The following is a 19,794-nucleotide window of genomic DNA, read 5'->3' on the forward strand; positions in this document are numbered from 1 at the left end:
ACAGTAGCTTACACTCGTTATATGGGCTTGTAATCATTTTCCCATTGGGATTTTAACGACTCGAGTATTACTGCTCTTCTCTGGTAAAGACCCATTGTTTATCATTACTTAACGATGCACTAAATTGATATCCGGCGCTATCGAACTGTTTAATTTGTGCAGGATCAGATAAGCGCTTTTCGATAATATAACGGGCCATCAATCCACGTGCTTTTTTGGCATAAAAACTAATCACTTTATATTCACCGTTCTTTTTATCTTTAAAAACGGGGGTAATGAGTTTTCCATTCAAGCTCTTGACCTTAACTGACTTAAAATATTCATTTGAGGCCAAATTAACCAGTACTTCATCACCTTGTTGGCGTAACGCTTGATTAATTCCAGCGGTTATTTTCTCACCCCAAAATTCATACAGATCTTTTCCTCGTTTGTTGTTGAGTTTCGTCCCCATTTCCAAACGGTATGGTTGCATAAGATCTAAAGGTCTAAGTAAGCCATACAAACCAGACAAAATTCGCATATGTTGTTGTGCATATTGAAGATCCTCTTCACTAAATTGCTCAGCTTGAATGCCGGTGTAGACATCACCGTTAAACGCCAAAATCGCCTGTTTAGCGTTGTCTTGGTTAAATGGCAAATTCCAACTACTAAACCGTGCAGCATTTAAGCCTGCTAATTTGTCACTGATATGCATTAGGCTAGATAAATCTGCCGGTGTTAATTTGACACACTCTTTGATTAACAGTTCAGAATCGGCCAAATATTCAGGCTGTGAGAAAAGTTGTGTAGTAGAGGGGGTTTCGTAGTCTAAATTCTTTGCAGGTGATACAACAACTAGCATCAAATATCCTTTCTTTTTATAGGCGTTAATTATGAAGTTCTGAGCAACTATCACTATACCATTAATTGTATTTACTAAACATTTTGACAAGCACAAATTTCACAGTTCAATTTTTATTTAATCGCAACTCCCTGAGTCAGAATCTAGGAGTTCATACAACTATTTTGAGTAATTACTCACAACTCATATAAATGCCCACTTTTATTTATTATAATATGGCCATTATTTTTTAATAGTTCAATGTCCGATAGTGTAGAAACCAAACCTCAACAGTTATACCCTGTGAGTGATTCTAAAGGTTTACTATATTTCATGACGTAATCTTGATAACAACTGACTATCGATGATTGCAAAATTAATCATTTCTAAAGAGGTTTATATGACAAATCAATTAGCAGCTTTACGGGAAATCACCACAGTCGTGGCAGATACTGGTGACATCGAAGCAATTAAAAAGTATCAACCTGTTGATGCCACTACAAACCCATCTTTGTTACTTAAAGCTGCTGAATTACCGCAATATCGTTCATTAATTGAAGACTCCGTTGCATGGGCAAAAACCCAATCAGATGATGTCACACAGCAAATAGAAGATGCTGGCGATATGTTGGCGGTTAAAATTGGTAAAGAGATTGTCAATATCGTACCAGGTCGTATATCAACAGAAGTAGATGCACGCTTATCTTTCGATACACAAGGCAGTATTGCCAAAGCGAAAAAATTAATCGGACTTTATGAACAAGCTGGCGTGAGTAAAGAGCGGGTTTTAATTAAACTTGCTTCTACTTGGGAAGGAATTCGCGCTGCTGAAATTCTGGAAAAAGAAGGTATTAACTGTAACCTAACGTTGTTATTCAGCTTTGCTCAAGCCAGAGCATGTGCTGAAGCTGGGGTTTTCCTGATTTCACCTTTTGTTGGACGAATTCTTGATTGGTACAAAGCAAGCACTGGTAAAGATAGCTACGCTGCGAATGAAGATCCAGGAGTAGTATCTGTCAGCAACATTTATCAGTACTACAAAGAACACGGTTATAAAACTGTTGTTATGGGTGCCAGTTTCCGTAATACCGGCGAAATAATTGAGCTTGCAGGCTGTGACCGATTAACCATTAGCCCAAATCTACTTGAAGAACTTTCACAAACTGAAGGTGGCTTAGAAACCAAATTAGTAGACAAAGGCGCCACTAAAACCCCTGGCGAAAAGCTAACTGAAAGTCAATTTAGATGGGAACATAACCAAGATCCAATGGCGACGGAAAAGCTTGCTGAAGGTATTCGCAACTTTGCCAAAGACCAAGACAAACTAGAAGTTATGTTGAAAGAGCTTTTGTAATTTCATTTATCCTGAGCTATAGAACACTTGTGTTTCTTATGGTCAATATAAAATTGAAATGATATAGCAACCTTTAATCGCCGATATAAAAGAGAATTGATAAATGTCTTTAGTAAATCAAAGTGAACAATGGAAAACCCTTGAGAATTTGGCTAGCTCAATAGCTGGTCAACACATGCGTGATTGGTTCGATGCTGATCACTCCAGAGCGGCTAAATACTACCTTGAAGGCTGTGGCATCAAGCTAGATTATTCTAAAAACTTAATAAACCAAGAAATACTTGAAGCATTGTTTAGTTTAGCTGAAAGTCAACAAGTGACGGCCAAGCGCGACGCCATGTTCGAAGGCAAGATTGTTAACCACACTGAAAAAAGAGCTGTGCTGCATACGGCTTTGAGAAACTTTTCCGGTGAAGCAGTTTTAGTCGATGGCGAAGATGTAATGCCAGAAGTTCTAGCAACACAAGAAAAGATTAAAGACTTTGTCCATTCAATCCACTCTGGTGCGCACCTAGGCTATACAGGTAAAACAATTAAACATATTGTTGCTATAGGTATTGGTGGTTCATTTTTAGGCCCTAAAATCATGTCTGAGGCCTTGAAGCCTTATTGGCATAAAGGTATTTCGGTACATTACGTTGCCAATGTGGATGGCTGTCATATTCAAGATGTGTTGTCTGAGCTTGATCATACTGACACCTTGATTGTGATGTCCTCTAAATCCTTTACGACCCAAGAGACATTGCAAAATACCCTAACGGCTAAACAATGGTTCCTTGACCAAGGCGGCAGTCAGAGCGATATTGCTAAGCACTTTGTAGCAGTCTCATCTAACGTCAAGGCTGCTGTAGATTTTGGGATGGACGAAAATAACATATTTCCGATGTGGGATTGGGTTGGTGGCCGCTATTCACTTTGGTCAGCCATAGGTTTACCGATTGCGTTAACCATCGGCTACCAAAATTATCGTGAGTTACTTGAGGGTGCTTACGAGATGGATTGCCACTTCAAAGAAGCTCCTCCAGAACAAAACCTACCAATGTTATTAGGCTTGCTTGGAATTTGGTATACCAACTTCCACGGCGCTCAAAGTCATGTTTTGCTGCCTTACTATCACTATTTACGTGGTTTCCCAGCTTACGTTCAACAATTGGATATGGAAAGTAATGGTAAATGTGTGGCAGGTTTGAATGAGCAAATCGATTATGCCACAGGACCTGTCATTTGGGGCAGCGAGGGAACCAATGGCCAGCACTCGTTCCATCAATTAATTCATCAAGGGAAAGTGCTTATCCCTGCTGATTTTATGTTTCCTTTAAACGTACATAATCAAGATGACACTCATCACGCTATGTTGGCTTCAAATTGTTTTGGTCAAACCCAAGCTCTGATGCAAGGCAAAACATATGAAGAGTGTTATGCCGATTTAGAAAGTGCAAATTTAGATGAACAAACCCGTCAGTCATTAGCCACCCATAAAACTATGCCTGGTAACAAACCGAGCAATACTTTGTTGTTTGACCAACTAGATCCCAAGACCCTTGGTGCTCTAGTGTGTATGTATGAACACAAAGTATTTGTGCAAGGAGCGATTTGGGGTGTGAACTCATTTGACCAATGGGGTGTTGAGCTTGGAAAAGTGCTGGGTAACCAAGTTTTAGATAAACTGGTTAATAGCGACGCCAGTTTGGATTTTGATAGTTCAACAAATCAATTAATTTCTGCGTTTAGGGCTGCCAATAAAAGTTAATCGCCAACCCTGTTGAAAATACGGTTTGCTGCTCGCCATTTATCATCAATGAAAGGCAGCAAACCGCTATTAACACGAGTTCTATTTTTAAACATAAACACTGCAATTCGCTCACTTTACCAGCAACTTCCACTTTTTTGTCATCAAATATTCATGTTTTATTAACAAAAACTAAAAGTAATAGTTTTATTTTTATAGCGCCTGTGGTAAATAATTACTCGGACAGGAAAACTAGAGTAGGAAATGCTAGTTGACTGTCTAGCCTTATTTGCGCCAAAAACAATAAATGGAGACGTAAAGTGGATACAAAAGAATTATTGTCAATGATTGACACCGAATCCCGCCCTTCTAAAACTAAAAGCAAAAAGCGTAAGTGGAGAGAAATAGAAGCGATTCAAGATCGCTATAAACTAAGAAAAGAGCTCGAAGATATGGATATGTCGTTAGAAGCTGAATTAGCTAACCTATAATTTATAAACGAAAGCCCCACATTGTTGGGGCTTTTCTTTTGCAGCTATAGATATCTAACCAATTTGCCAATTTATTGGTGAGTGGCCTTGGCGTATCAGAATTTGATTCACTTGGGAGAAGTGTTTGCATCCTAAGAAGCCCCTATGTGCTGACAAAGGCGATGGATGAGGTGCACTAAGAACATGCTGACGATCATGCTCAACTAGCAGACCTTTTTTTTGTGCATGACTTCCCCACAATAAGAACACTAAGCCTTGCCGATTCTGATTCAGTTGTTTTATCACTTTATCAGTGAAGATCTCCCAGCCGATTTTTGCGTGAGAGTGGGCTTTGCCCTGCTCTACCGTTAATACCGTATTAAGCAGTAACACACCCTGCTGTGCCCATTGTTTCAAGTTGCCATGGGTTGGGATTCTAAAACCTTCAATATCTTGCGCTAACTCTTTGTAAATATTCTTTAATGACGGCGGGATTTTAAGGGTTGATTCTACGGAAAAACTTAGGCCATGTGCTTGTCCAGGACCATGATAGGGATCTTGACCTAATATAACGACTTTAACATCCGCAAAAGGGGTAATATTGAATGCGCTGAAAACATTCTCAGCAGGCGGGTAAATGATTTTACCCGCCTTACGTTCAGCCGCAATAAATTGTTGCATCTGTTGAAAGTAAGGCTGTTTTTTTTCAGCCTTAATTATTTCATCCCAAGTAAGCATTTACGCTTGCAATGTTTTAAACAAATGCGCCTTGAGTTGCTCGTAATCGTTAGCCAGCTCTACCGAGAAGCTTTCTTTACCAGCACATTCTGCCAATGGCTGTGGCAAGCTAATAGGTTGTCCTAGCACATTCTCTACACTTTCTCTGAATTTCGCTGGGTGGGCAGTCCCTAAGAATATACCGGTCTCACCTGGCTCGATAAAACGAGTTAACGATTTGTATGCTATCGCGGCATGAGGCTCACTCACATAACCAAGTTGCGCCAACTGTTTCATCGCTACTTGAGTGTAATCTTCATCAACCGCATCGCCTTGCAACATTTCTTTGTCGATTAAACCACGTTCAATTAAGGCTTCGATTCTTGGCCAGTTATTAGGCTGACTAACATCCATTGCATTTGATAATGTGGCTACGGTAGCTTTCGGATCCCATTCTCCCGTTTTAAGATAACGAGGAACAGTATCATTAGAATTAGTCGCGGCAATAAAGCGTTTAATTGGAAGCCCCATCACTTTAGCAATCATACCAGCGGTTAAATTACCAAAATTACCGCTTGGCACAGAAATTACCACGTTTTCACGTTCTTCTTCTGACAACTGCGAAATGGCTTCAAAGTAGTAACAAACTTGCGCAAGCAAGCGGCTAATGTTGATTGAGTTTGCCGAATTTAAATGCAAACCTTGGCGTACATCTAAATCATCAAATGATGTTTTCACCAACTGCTGACAAGCATCAAAATCATCTTCAATTGCAACTGTGTGAATATTATCACCCAGTGTCGTGAATAGTTTTTCCTGCAATAGGCTAATTTTGCCTTTAGGGTACAAAATCACGACATTAATATTATCTAAACCATGAAAGGCATGTGCCACAGCAGCTCCGGTATCACCTGAGGTAGCAGTAAGGATAGTAATAGGTTCACCTTTTGCAATCACAGACAGCACTTGGGCCATAAAGCGGCCACCAAAATCTTTAAACGCTAGTGTCGGACCATGGAACAATTCGAGGCTATAGATACCGTCGGTTACTTTTGCCAACGGCGCTTCAAAGTAAAAAGCTTTCTCTACAATGCTTTGAATTTCGTGTTTGGGAAGCTCATCGCCAATCAATTGTGACAATATTTCCACTGAACGGGGAACGAATGGCATATCCAAGATTGCTTGGATATTTTCGAATTTAGGAAAAACCTTTGGAAAGTAAAGTCCTTGGTTTTTACCTAACCCTTTTTTTACCGCTTCAGCGAAACTTACTTTGTCGCTGTCATCTTTTAAATTAAACAATTCCACTTGATTACTACCTTCATTTTATCGGTTTACCAGCATCTTAGGGCTGGTTTATGAGACAACCGCACCTTGCGTATCAATCTGGCAAATATGACTAAAACCAGTGTCATTCTGAATATAGTTTTCAGATAACCAATGTTGAATACCTTGTGCTTGCTCTAAATTATTACAAACTGCAAATACAGTTGGGCCTGAACCTGAAATACCGAAGGCTAAGCCTCCATTGCTCATTACAAAATCTCTGCTTTCATCGAACTTCGGCAGTAAAGACTTACGATAAGGTTCTGCTAAAACATCTTTCATTACCGCTGCTGCCAGCGCTTCATCTTTTCGATAGCTTGCGTCTACAAATACAGCTAGTTGCTGACCAAAGGTGATAGTTTCGGCCATGGCAATTTGCTTAGGCAAAATATCTCGCGCTGCGGCGGTCGAAACACTGATCCCTGAATAACAGACCACCCAATACCAGTTTTCAAATACCGGTAAAGACAAGGCAATTTGATCGGATTGACTGTTCATCAAGGTTAATCCACCGACAAAACATGGTGCTACATTGTCGTAATGTACGCTGCCGCTGATTTGGCCTTCCAACTCACCCATCAACAATAATAACTCGTTTGTATCAAAGGGTTCATCAAAAAATTGATTTAGGCCGTGTAGCGCCGCCACTATCGAACTAGCACTTGAACCTAAACCACTACCAATGGGTAGATTCTTACGCAGTACCATTGCCACTTCGGCAGTCGGTAAACCACGTTCACGCAATTTTTCAGTGAATAAAGTGTAGCAGTCAAAAACAATATTTGATTTGGGGTCTGCAGGTAATTTATCTGCAAAACGCCCTTCTACTTTTAAACTAAACGTATCAGCAGAGCTTACGTCTACCTGATCACCCAATGGACTGCCATCAATAGGGGTTAATGCCGCCCCGAGCAAGTCAAAACCAAGACTAACATTGCCAATAGATGCTGGCGCGTAAGCTGTAATGCTTTTATTCATCGATTAGATATCCTGTTTCCATGGCATGGTGCGCAATACATCAGCAAAAACCCCTGCTGCAGTCACGGTAGCACCAGCGCCATATCCGCGAATTACATAAGGAATAGGCTGATAATAATGACTATGTATGGCAAGGGCATTTTCACCTTCTTTAATCGAATACAACGGGTGGGTGCTATCAACGGCTTTTAATGCAACCTTGCACTGACCTTTTTCAATTGAGCCCACATAACGTAAAACTTGCCCTTGTGCTTTAGCATCTTCAACCAATTTTTGATAATGCCCATCCAAACTAGGCAAGTTTGCCATAAACTCATCAATAGTACCGCTGGCATCAAAGCTGTTTGGTAATACTGATTCAATTTCAATATCCGTTAACTCTAATTCTAAATCTGCTTCACGGGCCATGATCAATAGTTTTCTGGCAACATCCATACCCGACAAATCATCACGAGGGTCAGGTTCAGTAAAGCCATTCTGCTTAGCAATTTGGGTTGCCTCCGAAAGGCTGTGGCCTTCATCTAACTTTCCAAACACGAACGACAATGAACCAGAAAGGATACCTTCAAAGCGTTTTAATTCATCACCTGCATAAATAAGTTTTTGCAAATTGTCGATGACCGGTAGTCCAGCACCTACAGTGGTTTCATATAAAAACTGGCGGTTGGTTTCCTGCGCCATAGAACGTAGCTTTTTATAGTAAGCGATGTCACGGGTATTGGCTTTTTTGTTGGGAGTGACCACGTGGAAACCGGCAGACATGAAATCTGCGTACTGACCGGCAATGTGTTCATTGCTAGTACAGTCGATAATCACAGGGTTAATTAAGCTATTTTGTTGTACAAAGTCACTTAAATTTTCAATAGACAGTGACTTGTCTGCACTATCTAGTTGAGCTTGCCAACTACTGTGTAAATCAATACCGCCAGCTTGCAATAGTAACTTGCGACTATTGGCGATACCGTACACTTTTAAACTAATTCCGCGTTCAAACAAGGGTTGTTGTTGACGGGCCATTTGCTGCAATAACTCTTTTCCTACATTGCCGCACCCCACAAGGAAAATATCAATGGAGTGGGAATTTGAGAAAAAATTCTGATGCACAACTTTCACTGCCTCTTTAGCTCGATTTTTTTCAATTACTGTAGAGATTGATCGCTCAGAAGAGCCTTGAGCAATAGCGACATTGTTCACTCTAGCCTGAGCCAATGAACTGAAAAACTTAGCTGCTAAACCTTTAGAATGGCGCATGCCGTCACCCACAAGGGTAACAATCGCAAGTTCATGTCTTACTTCAATTGGATCCAACAAATTATTCGCCAGTTCCAATGCAAAAGCATCTTCCAATAAATTTTGTGCCTTTTCAGCGTCTTTACTGTGAATACAGAAGCTAATGCTGTACTCGGACGAGGACTGGGTAATCAAGCTGATGGAAATATTCGCGTTAGACATTACTTCAAAAACACGACTAGCCATACCAACCATGCCTTTCATACCGGGGCCGGCGACATTGAACATTGTCATATCATCAAGATGAGAAATACCTTTGACGCTTGTCCAAATTTCACTGGACTCTTTACCAATTAATGTCCCAGGAGCAGCAGGGTTTAAGGTGTTACGAATTAAACAAGGAATGTGATGTTGAGCAATAGGACCAATGGTTTTTGGATGCAAAACTTTTGCGCCAAAGTAAGACAATTCCATGGCTTCTTGATAGGTTAGTTTGTCTAGTAACACGGCACCATCTACTTGATTAGGATCCGCATTGTAAACCCCATCAACATCGGTCCATATTTCACAACATTCCGCGTCTAAGCAGGCCGCAAGAATGGCGGCGGAATAGTCTGAACCATTGCGTCCAAGTGTCACTTTCTCGCCTTCGGCGTTTACCGCTACAAAACCTGGCATAATCAAGATTTCAGATTTATCGTAAACAAAATCCGAGAAGCGCGCTTTGCTCACTGCAACATCGGCGATACTATCTAAATATTCACCTTCGGCAACAATGTAATCTACAGGATCAATAATGTGGTTTTTCTGGCCAAGGGAGTTCAATATTTCACTGAAAATATTCACACTCACATATTCGCCCATACTTAAAATTTTGGCGGTAATTTGGTCTGGAGCACAACGCAATAACTGAATGCCATCTAAATGCTGTTTCAACTCGACTAAAATCGTGTCAATAAAGCCGCTCAAACGAGCTTTACGAAAAGCAGGCAATTGGGCTGCTAAATCGCTGGCAATACCATTTAATGTCATTTCTAATTTGGCATACAATTCGCCAAAGTCGCTTCCCGCACTTGCTTGTTCACACAACAACGACAATGCATTTGTCACCCCTTTGGGAGCTGATAGAACCACTGCTGCACCGTTTTCTTCATGGCTCGCTAAGCTGATGTCTTTAACTGACAAATACCGTTTAGCGTCAGCCATTGAAGAGCCACCAAATTTCAACACCTTCATTTATTGCTCCTGTTTACTTCTGTTCCGCTGCTTTAGATTCGCATTTTAATTTCGCACTTCAACCATGTGAATGTGGCATATAATTTTGCTGTAAATAACAAAAAGCCCGCTTGAGTCGCGGGCTTTTTTAAATTTCTTTACGCACTAGCCAGCGACCAACTCATTTGAGGTGGTAATCATAATCATGCCGATGGTGCTTATTATTGTTTTCATGGGGTTCAATTTGCCGTATAGACGTCTATATGTCAACCGTCAATGGGAGATTTGTTATTGTTTTATACTGATCTATTTACTCTAAGGTAGAATTAAATGGATTGAATAGGGCTTTTCTCCCATATTTGGTCAAATAAATAACCCACCCTAATATTTAATCCAGATTTGGAACAATCACAGCATTCATATTAGCCTCGTACAGTCCGCTGTAGATGAGAAGCGTTATGGCTCTCTTCTCCAGCAATGGGTATTTATCGTTGAACGAATTTTAGTTGTATTCTAAGCACTGCCCCAAATACTAGCTAATATTGATTTACATCATATATTTACAGTTATATTGTGAGTAATATAAGGAACTAGAAAGACTTCACATTGATAACAAATAAGGAGCAATTATGTATAAAACTATCCTATGTGCTATCGAAGCATCCACAGAAGGAAAACTCGTATTAGCCAAAGCAGCTGAGATGGCAGGTCTTTACGGCAGCAAATTAATTGTTATGCATGTATTACCCTACAAGTTATTGCCCAAGGATTACCAGAAAGAATTGAAGGACAAAATATCGCCAAAAATTGAAGAATTATGTGCAGACTTCAATATTCCTAAAAAGAATCGCATTATTAAGGTAGGTAAACCTTATGAATTGATATGCAATGAAGCCATCAAAAGAAAAGCAGACTTGATTATGCTAGGAACTCATTCTAAAAAAGGCATTCAAGCATTAATCGGTTCTACCGCTAATGGCGTCGCTAACTATGCCGATTGCGATGTTTCTTTAGTAAGAATCGCAAAATCCATCAAATAAGCGCGAATTTACATTCTAGCCATTGTTACCTGCGAGTTCGCAGGTAACAATAAATGTATAATCTGATAAATGATTACCATCACTTTGCTTTATTCGTTTGGCAATCTTGTTAATAACAAGGAAGCTGGTTTAGGGAGGCATGGTATCCATTATTATATTAAGTAACCGAATAGCACTTCAGCTTCGAACAATGCCGCACTGACGAGCATTTGCCTAACACTCAAATAGATTTGCAGGTATAGGTGCAAGCCGTCGTCGTTTGAAAAGTTAATCTAACGACACCTTTGCTAATTTGAAAGGCCTTAGTCCGATACAATATCGAAATCAGGCCTTGATTGCCGCTTAGAAATGAGTCCAACTTAATGGGGTCACTTCAAATTTGCTGGCCTTTTGCATTCTGACAATTATCTTTGCATTCCTGCGTCTTGTTCTATGCGGACTTGGCTTAACTTCATTTATTTTAAGTTACTTTTAAACTTTTTAGCCAGCTCAATAAAGTTCGCTACTTCGTCAGGTTCAATATCTTTGAGCATAGTGTCAAACACTTGTTTTTCGATTTTATTAAATTTGTCGATGAATTTTTTACCGCGGCTAGATAACGATAAAATTTGACTACGACCATCATTTTCATTACAGCTTTTGATCACCAATTCCTGATTCACTAGTTCTTTAATCAAACGATTTATCTGTGCTTTATCGCGGACCATAAAGGTGGCCAACTTTTGTCCCGTGCAGTCATCAATCTTTGAAATCACCTTTAATGACTTCAAATGCATGGGGGATAAGTCTGAATCTAATTGTTTAACCTGCTCAATAATAGTATTGCGCACAGTATGTAAAAGGCTAAAAAGCGCTTCATTTAATTCCATTAGTTTTCCACCTGAATGTCATTGCCAACAACATAGTTGACAATATCAACCAAAATCAATATAGTAGACTTTATCAACTTTATTTTATTAGGTATAGAAATGCAAATTAAGTTAAAAAATGTATTGGTGATTTTAACTATTGTCAGCACTTTAGTTGCTTCAATTACCGCTATTATGACATACGCAAATTTACAGCCAACACAAAATTTTTTAGTCACATGGATTAATTCATTTATGTTTGCCATTGCAGTGATGCTACCTGCCGGTGGCGTTATTTTTTTAGCAATGAACAAATTGGTGGAGCAGTTTTTTTCAGCTCTTACGAATATACAAAAAAAGCTGTTACACGGGATTTTGATGGCCATCACAATGGAGTCATTAATGGCGGTTATCACAACATTGCTCAATCATGATTATGTGACTTTCGCTCAGTACAGCAGCCTAATCATCACAAGCTTCTTATACGCACTGCCAGTAGGGCTAGCTTTTGCTTGCTTAATGGTATTTGTGATTCGTCCTAAACTTCAGCGCTTTTTAGCTGAATCATCTATTTAATTATCAATTTATAAAGGAGCAAACCATGGGTCCAAGAATGCGTATGACAACAGTGAAATCGGTGATTGATTTGTCTCCCCACATGAGACGCATCGTGTTAGCTGGAGACGAACTTGTAGATTTTCCTAACGATAAAAAAAGCGCGCATGTGAAAGCAATCTTTCCGAATCCCAATTCACCGCAAAAGATGCCTAAACTAGGTATGTATATCGGTTTTAAAAAATGGATGCGTTCCTATACTGTGCGTGACTTTGATAGCGTAAATTCTCAATTAACATTAGATTTTGCAGTCCATGATCACCAAGGTTTAGCCAGCAATTGGGCGGCTAATGCCAAGCCTGGTGATTATCTAGGGATTGCAGGGCCGGGAGACACAAAACATCCAGATTTAAATGCCGCTAATCATCTATTCTTTGGTGATATAACCGCCCTGCCCGCTATCGCTGGCACATTAGAACAATTGCCTAAGAACGCGCAAGGCAAGGCATGGATTCAAGTACCTGAATTATCAGATAAACAGGCGTTAGACGCCCCCGAAGGCATTAAAATTAACTGGTTTATTACCCCTGATAAGTTAACTAAAGACTTTTTATCAGCATTATCATCACAGCCTAGAGAGCTGCGCGACACTGCTATTTTTATCGCAGCAGAGGCTAGCATTGTCAGGCAATTGAAGGCTCATCTAAATGAACACTGTCAGTATGATAAAAATAAGTTGTACGCTAGCGCCTATTGGAATCAGAAAAAATAGTACGGTCTAGATTGGATTCTTTTACTAAAAATCTGGTGTAAAGTGTGGGGTAATTTCGAGATTACAGTAACAGAATAGTATTTTTAGATGGCTTTCGATACCCAAGCAATTAACAAACAACGTCAGAATCTAGCTGACTATGATGAAATCTGGCTATTCGGCTATGGCTCTCTCATATACAAGGTAGACTTTGATTATATAGCCAGTGAATATGCGTACATTAATGGATATGCGCGGCGTTTTTGGCAAGGAAGTCATGATCACCGTGGCACACCTGAAAGCCCTGGAAGAGTACTCACACTAACTCCCGTTCAAGGGGAGCGATGTTTTGGTAGGGCCTTTAAAGTAAACCATGAAGTTTTTGAACAATTAGATCATCGCGAGAAAAATGGCTACCTGCGCCATGAAATCCCTATTCATTTATCAAATAACCGGATCGTAAATGGATTAATTTACATTGCTAGCCCTGATAATGCAGCCTATTTAGGTGAAGCGAGTATTGAATACATTGCAAAACAAATATTCAATTCATCTGGGCCCAGCGGATTAAATCGTGATTATGTGTATGAACTCGAAGCCGCGCTAAAAGAGCATGATGAAGTTGACGAGCATGTATTCCAAATCAAATCTTTACTTAAAAGTTTGGAAAAATCATAGAATAAATCGAAGTTTAATAACAAAGACAATTTAGTAACGCCTACACGTATAAAGCACCTCTTGAGGTTTGTTTTTATCCGGCGGTTTTTCGATAAACTCAATGGAGCCGAGTTTTGCTACTTTCGCCTACATTTCAGGTTGAATATCACCAGATAAAACAATAACGAAAACTCCGTTGCACTATTTGCGTCCTATAGCTGAATCATCACAAATTAACACAGCAAAGTTCAGCACCTCACTTTTTTACTTATTATTAGATAGTTTTGTGTTTCAATAACACTTTAATCAAATTTATACTGTGACAGAAGCTATGCCAAGCATTCAAGAAAAAGTGGCCTATCAGATACTTTATGGTTTTGAAAAAAACTACCGTTGGTTTTGTAGAATCACCTCTGGGGCAAAACAACGTTTCGAGCAAGCTCAATGGCAAGCCACCCAGCTTGCGGTAAAAGAACGCATATCTATTTATGAACAAAGTTTAGCTGATACTATTTCTGAGCTTTATGCATTGATTAACCCACGCCAACAGACCCATCAATTCTGGCATCAAGTTAAAAACCTTTTCGCCCTTCAATTAGAGCAACATCCCCAATATGAATTGGCCGAAACCTTTTATAATTCGGTGATCGGTAGACTGTATAAACACAATAAAATTGATGAAGAGATTATGTTCGTCTTGCCTAGTCGGTGTTATATCCCTGGGCAAGATAAACATAAAGTAGTCAATAGCTTTGATACTAGCGGCACTGTCGGCTCGATGATGGAAGCGATTTTAGCCATGTACCGATTTTCTATTCCCTATGAAAATAAACAAAGTGATATCGAGCAACTTGATCAAGCACTTAGAGCACGGTTAGACAAAGCTCAACTGGCCTCGGTACATACGGTAGAGATATTAAAGCCGGTGTTTTTTCGCGGAAAGGCCGCTTATTTGATCGGTCGAATTTGTATGCCCGATGAAACCCTTCCCTTCGTTATCGCTTTATTGATCAATGAGAAAAATGAACTTCAGATAGATGCTTTGCTAACCAGTAATAAAGACTTGAGCGTCATCTTTGGTTTTGCCCGCGCCTACTTTATGGCAGATACCTTGTATCCAGCTGAAATAGTAGCTTTTCTACAAGAGTTAATGCCTAACAAAAAGAATTTCGAACTGTATATGTCAATTGGTCATTATAAACACGGTAAAACCGTCTTTTATCGCAATTTTCTACAGCACTTAGAGAATACCGACGACCAATTTAGCATTGCCCCTGGGATTCGCGGATTAGTAATGGCAGTGTTCCATTTACCGTCTTACGGAGTAGTCTTTAAAATTATAAAAGATGAATTTCCAGAGAGTAAGAGAGTCACTCGCGAACAAGTCAGAGAATGCTACCGTTTGGTCAAAACCACAGATCGTGTAGGACGCATGGCAGATACCCATGAATACGTTAACTTCCGACTGCCGAAACACCGAATGGAGCCGGCTTTACTAGAAGAGTTGCAAGCCGTTGCAGGTAAAAATATAGAAATTAAGGAAGACGAAGTTATCATCAAACACGTCTACATAGAACGTAAGATGACTCCTTTAAATATTTTTTTGCAAACTGAAACCGATGAAACAAAAATTTACAATGCTATCAATGATTTGGGATTGTGCATTAAACAAATCGCCGCCGCCAATATATTTCCTGGCGATATGTTGCATAAGAACTTTGGGGTTACCCGTCATGGCCGCGTGATTTTCTATGATTACGATGAAATTTGTTTGATGAATCAACGTACGTTTAGAGAACTTCCTAAATCAGACGACCCTTTTGCGATGGACACACTGTCAGTTTCTCCAGAAGATGTTTTTCCAGAACAATTTGAACATTTCATTGTCGGAAAACGCCACTTAAAAGATCTCCTTAAAAAATTACATCCAGACTTGATGACTGCAAAATATTGGATTGAAGCACAAAACAAAGCTGCAACAGGGACAGTGCAACATTTTACGCCCTATAGCTCAGAATTGCGTTTCAAACGCCAGTAAACCGCAAGGGAATATAGCCTCAGTGACTGCTAGCAAATTAACTCAAGAGCTTGGAATCCAGCTCCCCTCTGCAGAACAGCAGCTTAGGTTAAACTGGAAAAATGATCATGGAGTCGAAGTTTGGATTAAACGGGACGATTTAATCCACCCAATTATTTCGGGTAATAAATGGCGCAAGCTCAGCCAAACATTGTTCAGTGCTGCGCATTCACCACCAGCAAAAATTATCAGTTTTGGAGGTGGCCATTCTAATCATTTACATGCTTTAGGTTTTTGCTGCCAAAAGTTAAATATCCCTTTGTTAGCCGTCATCAGAGGGGATTATTCACAAAATATGACGCCCATGCTCAACGACCTTGAACGTTGGGGTGCACAATTGGAGTGGGTCAACAAAATCACCTATGCGAAGCGCACCGACAATACTTACCTTGAAGTCCTGCGCCAAAACCATCCCAATTCATTGATAATTCCAGAAGGTGGTTCACAACACCAAGCCTTGAGCGGCGTTGCGTCTATCGTTACAGAATTGACCCAAGAATTTGATCTGATAGTTGCGCCGGTTGCCAGTGGTGGCACTATGGCAGGGTTAATCCAAGCAACTCAAAACAGCAAAACCAGGGTGTTAGGCATAGGTGTGTTAAAAGGACATGACTATTTACACGAATTAGTGAACCAGTTTTTGCCGAATGAGAGTAAGAAACAATTGAATGGCCAAAAAGCATCGACAGATTGGCAACTTAATTCCGATTTTCACTTTGGTGGCTATGCCAAAAAGACGCCAGAACTTATCGCTTTTTGTGAGCAATTTGAACAAGATAATAATATCCCAATCGAACCCATTTATTCAGGTAAGTTATTTTGGGGATTACGCCAATTGGTAGAGAGCAACCATTTTCCTGCAGGATCTAAAATCCTCGCTCTGCATACCGGCGGACTTCAAGGGAAACGAGCTCTAGCGAATATTATGACAAAAAGGAATAAGCATGCAGTGGACTGAATGGCTAGCGGGTTTTGCAGGCGCGTCACCGATTGAGTGGATAGCGACTGTCAGCGGTTTTTTATGCGTCTTTCTGATCATAAAACGCAGTATTTGGTGTTTTTTCTTCGGCCTGATTCAGGTTAGTTTGTACAGTTATATTTTTTACGATGTAAAACTGTACTCCGACATGATCCTGCATCTCATCTATGTTGGCTTTCAAATATATGGATATTGGATTTGGTCTAAAAATTTAGATGACGGCGGTCATGTGATTGTCGATCATGGAAGCCAAAGATACTATTTGCAAATCGCGACATTGGCGATTATTGCAACGCTGTTATGGGGATGGGTTATGGCCAACAATACCGATGCAAGCCTACCTTACTTTGATGCATTTACCACCTGTGTAAGTTTAGTTGCTCAATGGTTGATGTCCCATAAAAAGCTGTATAACTGGAGTTTTTGGATTGTGGTTGATGTGGTTGCCATTTGGGTTTATTGGCAGAAAGATTTGTATCCAACATCCGTACTTTATTTATGTTTCTTAGTGATGGCTTGTATCGGCCAATATCAATGGTGGCGGATTTACCACAAAAATACCTCACAGGTTGCATAAGCTACTTGGATTACATCAATAAAGTGTCTATATTTTTGCATTCGCCTATTGCGTCTTTAGCTAGCAATGTTAGCATGCGCAAAATTTTCAGCTTGGATAAAAGGAAGCTAATATGTCTCGTGTTTTGATCATCGGTGCTGGCGGCGTTGCTGCAGTAACCATAAAAAAATGTGCCCGTATGCCAGAGCATTTCGATGAAATCTATTTGGCCAGCAGAACCGTGTCCAAATGCGAAGCTTTACAAGCTGAAGTGGGCGCAGACCGTGTGAAAGCAGTTTATGCTGTTGATGCTGATAATGCCGCAGAAGTTGAAGCTTTGATCAACAAAGTTAAACCTGATTTGCTTATCAACCTAGCCCTACCTTATCAAGACCTGCCGATTATGGATGCCTGTCTTGCTACCGGAACAAACTACTTAGATACTGCCAACTACGAGCCTAAAGATGAAGCTAAATTTGAGTATTCATGGCAGTGGGCGTATCAAGATCGATTTAAAGATAAAGGCATCATGGCGCTTTTAGGTAGTGGCTTCGATCCTGGTGTGACTAACGTTTATACCGCTTACGCTGCTAAACATTATTTTGATGAAATTCATTATCTGGATATTGTCGATTGTAATGGCGGCGACCATGGTCAAGCCTTTGCAACTAACTTCAACCCAGAAATCAATATTCGCGAAATAACTCAACGAGGACGTTTTTGGGAAAATGGCCAATGGAAAGAAACAGATCCATTAAGTGTCAGAGAAGACCTTGATTACCAAAATATTGGGGTTAGAGCCTCTTATTTAATGTTTCACGAAGAATTGGAATCTATTGTAAAACATTTTCCAACCTTGAAACGTGCACGTTTTTGGATGACATTTGGTGATGCTTACTTAAACCACTTGAACGTGCTTGAAGGTATAGGCATGACAAGCATTGAGCCAATTGACTTCCAAGGCCAAAAAATTGTGCCTCTTGAATTCTTAAAAGCTGTATTGCCAAACCCAGGTTCACTTGCCGAAGGTTATACCGGTATGACCTGCATAGGCACATACATCACAGGTATTAAAGACGGTAAAGAAAAAACCATCTTTATCTACAACAACTGTGACCACGCAGCCTGTTTTGAAGAGGTTGGCGCACAAGCCGTTTCTTACACAACAGGTGTGCCAGCGATGATTGGTGCAGCGCTTATGTTAAACGGTACTTGGAAAGGTGAAGGTGTTTGGAATATGGAACAATTTGATCCAGACCCGTTCATGGACATGCTTAATCAACATGGGCTACCTTGGCACGTGATTGAGTGCGAACAAAGTCCTTTTAAACGCTAATTGGGAGCAAAACCTTGAGCGATATAATGTTAAACCCCGCTATTCCTTCTCCTTGTTATGTGTGTGAAGAGTCTAAACTCGAACGCAATTTGCAGATAATGGAACGAGTACAGCGAGAAGCTGAGGTCGATATTATTCTCGCTCTTAAAGGTTTTGCTATGTGGTCAACCTTTGATCTTGTAGGTAAATATTTAAAAGGTTGTACCGCCAGTTCAGTTTGGGAAGCCAAGCTTGCCAAGTTTGAAATGGGTAAAGAAGTCCATGCGTTCTCGCCGGCTTATAAACCGGCAGACATGGATGAATTATTGAATTTAGTGAATCACATTTCATTCAATAGTTTAACTCAGTGGCAACGCTATAAAGAGCAAGTTTTGGCTAAAGGTATTTCAGCAGGAATACGGGTAAATCCAGAACACCGCGAAGCTGAAACAGAATTGTACGACCCTAGCGCACCAGGCTCCCGTTTAGGGATTCGTGTAGCCGACTTGGAAGGTGCAGACTTAACTGGCATAGACGGGTTTCACGTACACAATTTGTGTGAATGCGACTCTTATGCCACCGAGCGGACGTTGCTAGCAGTGGAAAAACGTTTTGCAAAATGGCTACCTGATATTCAATGGTTAAACCTCGGTGGGGGTCACTTGATGACCAAACAAGGTTATAACCTTGAGCATCTCATTGACACCTTGGTGCAGTTTAAACAACGACATCCACATATTCATATAATTCTTGAACCAGGTTCGGCTGTAGCTTGGCAAACCGGTAGTTTGGTTTCCGAAGTTGTGGATATTGTCGAAAATGAAGGACAAATTGCGATTTTGGATATTTCCGCAACGGGTCATATGCCAGATGTATTAGAGATGCCTTATCGCCCTGCTGTAACAGGCGCTGGCGAGCCAGGAGAAAAAGCCTTCGATTATAAACTAGGTGGCAACTCATGTTTAGCAGGTGATGTTATCGACACCTATAGCTTCGACCACAAGTTAGCGATAGGCGAGCGGGTTATTTTTGAAGATATGATCCATTACACCATGGTGAAAACAACATTCTTTAATGGCGTCGAGCACCCAGCAATTGGCATTATTCGTAACACAGGGGAATTCGAGCTGATTCGCCAATTTAACTACGAAGATTTTAGAAACCGCCTATCTTGATC

18 protein-coding genes are annotated in these 19,794 nt (G+C 40.3%); 12 read left to right on the top strand and 6 right to left on the bottom strand.

The window, feature by feature from the left end; genetic code table 11:
- Window positions 1-67: 67 nt before the first annotated feature.
- Window positions 68-841: a peroxide stress protein YaaA gene (gene yaaA, locus ABWV72_RS03530; protein WP_353368749.1), complete on the bottom strand. Its 774-nt coding sequence runs from the start codon at window positions 839-841 to the stop codon at window positions 68-70.
- Window positions 842-1,220: 379 nt separating this feature from the next.
- Here yaaA and tal point away from each other — a divergent pair, with 379 nt between their 5' ends.
- From tal to ABWV72_RS03545, 3 genes are all read left to right on the top strand, one after another.
- Complete coding sequence (gene tal, locus ABWV72_RS03535) at window positions 1,221-2,174, top strand: transaldolase (protein WP_342806992.1); 954 nt, start codon at window positions 1,221-1,223, stop codon at window positions 2,172-2,174.
- 103 nt (window positions 2,175-2,277) lie between these two features.
- Entirely contained in the window at window positions 2,278-3,924 is a 1,647-nt protein-coding gene (gene pgi / locus ABWV72_RS03540; protein ID WP_216046893.1) for a glucose-6-phosphate isomerase, read from the top strand.
- Between the two features lie 299 nt (window positions 3,925-4,223).
- On the top strand, window positions 4,224-4,394 hold the full coding sequence (locus ABWV72_RS03545; RefSeq protein ID WP_216046894.1) for a DUF3545 family protein: 171 nt from the start codon (window positions 4,224-4,226) through the stop codon (window positions 4,392-4,394).
- Between the two features lie 54 nt (window positions 4,395-4,448).
- On the opposite strand, the gene ung is transcribed toward ABWV72_RS03545, so the two are convergent.
- From ung to thrA, 4 genes are read right to left on the bottom strand one after another with little or no spacing between them, the layout of a single operon-like run.
- On the bottom strand, window positions 4,449-5,111 hold the full coding sequence (gene ung / locus ABWV72_RS03550) for a uracil-DNA glycosylase (protein WP_216046895.1): 663 nt from the start codon (window positions 5,109-5,111) through the stop codon (window positions 4,449-4,451).
- A complete protein-coding gene (thrC, locus tag ABWV72_RS03555; protein ID WP_216046896.1) occupies window positions 5,112-6,398 on the bottom strand; it encodes a threonine synthase in 1,287 nt (428 codons plus the stop codon).
- A 48-nt stretch (window positions 6,399-6,446) separates the two neighbouring features.
- The gene (gene thrB / locus ABWV72_RS03560) at window positions 6,447-7,394 is read right to left on the bottom strand and encodes a homoserine kinase (protein WP_353368753.1); all 948 of its coding nucleotides are present in this window, start codon (window positions 7,392-7,394) and stop codon (window positions 6,447-6,449) included.
- 3 nt (window positions 7,395-7,397) lie between these two features.
- On the bottom strand, window positions 7,398-9,860 hold the full coding sequence (gene thrA, locus ABWV72_RS03565; protein ID WP_353368755.1) for a bifunctional aspartate kinase/homoserine dehydrogenase I: 2,463 nt from the start codon (window positions 9,858-9,860) through the stop codon (window positions 7,398-7,400).
- A gap of 608 nt (window positions 9,861-10,468) precedes the next feature.
- Between thrA and ABWV72_RS03570 the strand changes: the two genes are divergently transcribed.
- Window positions 10,469-10,879 (top strand): universal stress protein, encoded by a 411-nt coding sequence (locus tag ABWV72_RS03570; RefSeq protein WP_216046899.1) that lies wholly within the window; start codon window positions 10,469-10,471, stop codon window positions 10,877-10,879.
- A 455-nt stretch (window positions 10,880-11,334) separates the two neighbouring features.
- Here the strand turns inward: ABWV72_RS03570 and ABWV72_RS03575 are convergent, their stop codons facing one another.
- On the bottom strand, window positions 11,335-11,748 hold the full coding sequence (locus ABWV72_RS03575; protein ID WP_353368758.1) for a MarR family winged helix-turn-helix transcriptional regulator: 414 nt from the start codon (window positions 11,746-11,748) through the stop codon (window positions 11,335-11,337).
- 99 nt (window positions 11,749-11,847) lie between these two features.
- Between ABWV72_RS03575 and ABWV72_RS03580 the strand changes: the two genes are divergently transcribed.
- From ABWV72_RS03580 to nspC, 8 genes are all read left to right on the top strand, one after another.
- Window positions 11,848-12,303, top strand: coding sequence for a DUF2798 domain-containing protein (locus ABWV72_RS03580; RefSeq protein WP_353368760.1), 456 nt, complete (start codon window positions 11,848-11,850; stop codon window positions 12,301-12,303).
- A 25-nt stretch (window positions 12,304-12,328) separates the two neighbouring features.
- A complete protein-coding gene (locus ABWV72_RS03585) occupies window positions 12,329-13,054 on the top strand; it encodes a siderophore-interacting protein (RefSeq protein ID WP_216046902.1) in 726 nt (241 codons plus the stop codon).
- 87 nt (window positions 13,055-13,141) lie between these two features.
- The gene (locus ABWV72_RS03590; RefSeq protein WP_353368763.1) at window positions 13,142-13,711 is read left to right on the top strand and encodes a gamma-glutamylcyclotransferase; all 570 of its coding nucleotides are present in this window, start codon (window positions 13,142-13,144) and stop codon (window positions 13,709-13,711) included.
- Between the two features lie 310 nt (window positions 13,712-14,021).
- Complete coding sequence (aceK, locus tag ABWV72_RS03595; protein WP_303500524.1) at window positions 14,022-15,728, top strand: bifunctional isocitrate dehydrogenase kinase/phosphatase; 1,707 nt, start codon at window positions 14,022-14,024, stop codon at window positions 15,726-15,728.
- Window positions 15,729-15,750: 22 nt separating this feature from the next.
- Complete coding sequence (locus ABWV72_RS03600) at window positions 15,751-16,725, top strand: 1-aminocyclopropane-1-carboxylate deaminase/D-cysteine desulfhydrase (RefSeq protein WP_353368765.1); 975 nt, start codon at window positions 15,751-15,753, stop codon at window positions 16,723-16,725.
- Window positions 16,712-17,323, top strand: a complete 612-nt coding sequence (gene pnuC, locus ABWV72_RS03605; RefSeq protein WP_216046906.1) for a nicotinamide riboside transporter PnuC — start codon at window positions 16,712-16,714, stop codon at window positions 17,321-17,323. The genes ABWV72_RS03600 and pnuC overlap by 14 nt, the downstream gene beginning before the upstream one ends.
- A 112-nt stretch (window positions 17,324-17,435) precedes the next feature.
- Entirely contained in the window at window positions 17,436-18,638 is a 1,203-nt protein-coding gene (locus tag ABWV72_RS03610; RefSeq protein WP_216046907.1) for a saccharopine dehydrogenase family protein, read from the top strand.
- A 14-nt stretch (window positions 18,639-18,652) separates the two neighbouring features.
- Entirely contained in the window at window positions 18,653-19,792 is a 1,140-nt protein-coding gene (nspC, locus tag ABWV72_RS03615) for a carboxynorspermidine decarboxylase (RefSeq protein ID WP_342806976.1), read from the top strand.
- The last annotated feature ends 2 nt before the right edge of the window (window positions 19,793-19,794 follow it).

The sequence above is a fragment of the Aliiglaciecola sp. NS0011-25 genome, from assembly GCF_040370605.1.
Taxonomy (GTDB): Bacteria; Pseudomonadota; Gammaproteobacteria; order Enterobacterales; family Alteromonadaceae; genus Aliiglaciecola; species Aliiglaciecola lipolytica_A.

What these genes read in the sequence shown, in the direction of transcription:
- aceK (WP_303500524.1), top strand. Translation starts at nt 14,022, where the DNA reads ATGCCAAGCATTCAAGAAAAAGTGGCCTATCAGATACTTTATGGTTTT.
- ABWV72_RS03610 (WP_216046907.1), top strand. Translation starts at nt 17,436, where the DNA reads ATGTCTCGTGTTTTGATCATCGGTGCTGGCGGCGTTGCTGCAGTAACC.
- thrB (WP_353368753.1), bottom strand. Translation starts at nt 7,394, where the DNA reads ATGAATAAAAGCATTACAGCTTACGCGCCAGCATCTATTGGCAATGTT.
- ung (WP_216046895.1), bottom strand. Translation starts at nt 5,111, where the DNA reads ATGCTTACTTGGGATGAAATAATTAAGGCTGAAAAAAAACAGCCTTAC.
- ABWV72_RS03570 (WP_216046899.1), top strand. Translation starts at nt 10,469, where the DNA reads ATGTATAAAACTATCCTATGTGCTATCGAAGCATCCACAGAAGGAAAA.
- pnuC (WP_216046906.1), top strand. Translation starts at nt 16,712, where the DNA reads ATGCAGTGGACTGAATGGCTAGCGGGTTTTGCAGGCGCGTCACCGATT.
- pgi (WP_216046893.1), top strand. Translation starts at nt 2,278, where the DNA reads ATGTCTTTAGTAAATCAAAGTGAACAATGGAAAACCCTTGAGAATTTG.
- ABWV72_RS03590 (WP_353368763.1), top strand. Translation starts at nt 13,142, where the DNA reads ATGGCTTTCGATACCCAAGCAATTAACAAACAACGTCAGAATCTAGCT.
- ABWV72_RS03585 (WP_216046902.1), top strand. Translation starts at nt 12,329, where the DNA reads ATGGGTCCAAGAATGCGTATGACAACAGTGAAATCGGTGATTGATTTG.
- ABWV72_RS03580 (WP_353368760.1), top strand. Translation starts at nt 11,848, where the DNA reads ATGCAAATTAAGTTAAAAAATGTATTGGTGATTTTAACTATTGTCAGC.
- tal (WP_342806992.1), top strand. Translation starts at nt 1,221, where the DNA reads ATGACAAATCAATTAGCAGCTTTACGGGAAATCACCACAGTCGTGGCA.
- thrA (WP_353368755.1), bottom strand. Translation starts at nt 9,860, where the DNA reads ATGAAGGTGTTGAAATTTGGTGGCTCTTCAATGGCTGACGCTAAACGG.
- yaaA (WP_353368749.1), bottom strand. Translation starts at nt 841, where the DNA reads ATGCTAGTTGTTGTATCACCTGCAAAGAATTTAGACTACGAAACCCCC.
- ABWV72_RS03575 (WP_353368758.1), bottom strand. Translation starts at nt 11,748, where the DNA reads ATGGAATTAAATGAAGCGCTTTTTAGCCTTTTACATACTGTGCGCAAT.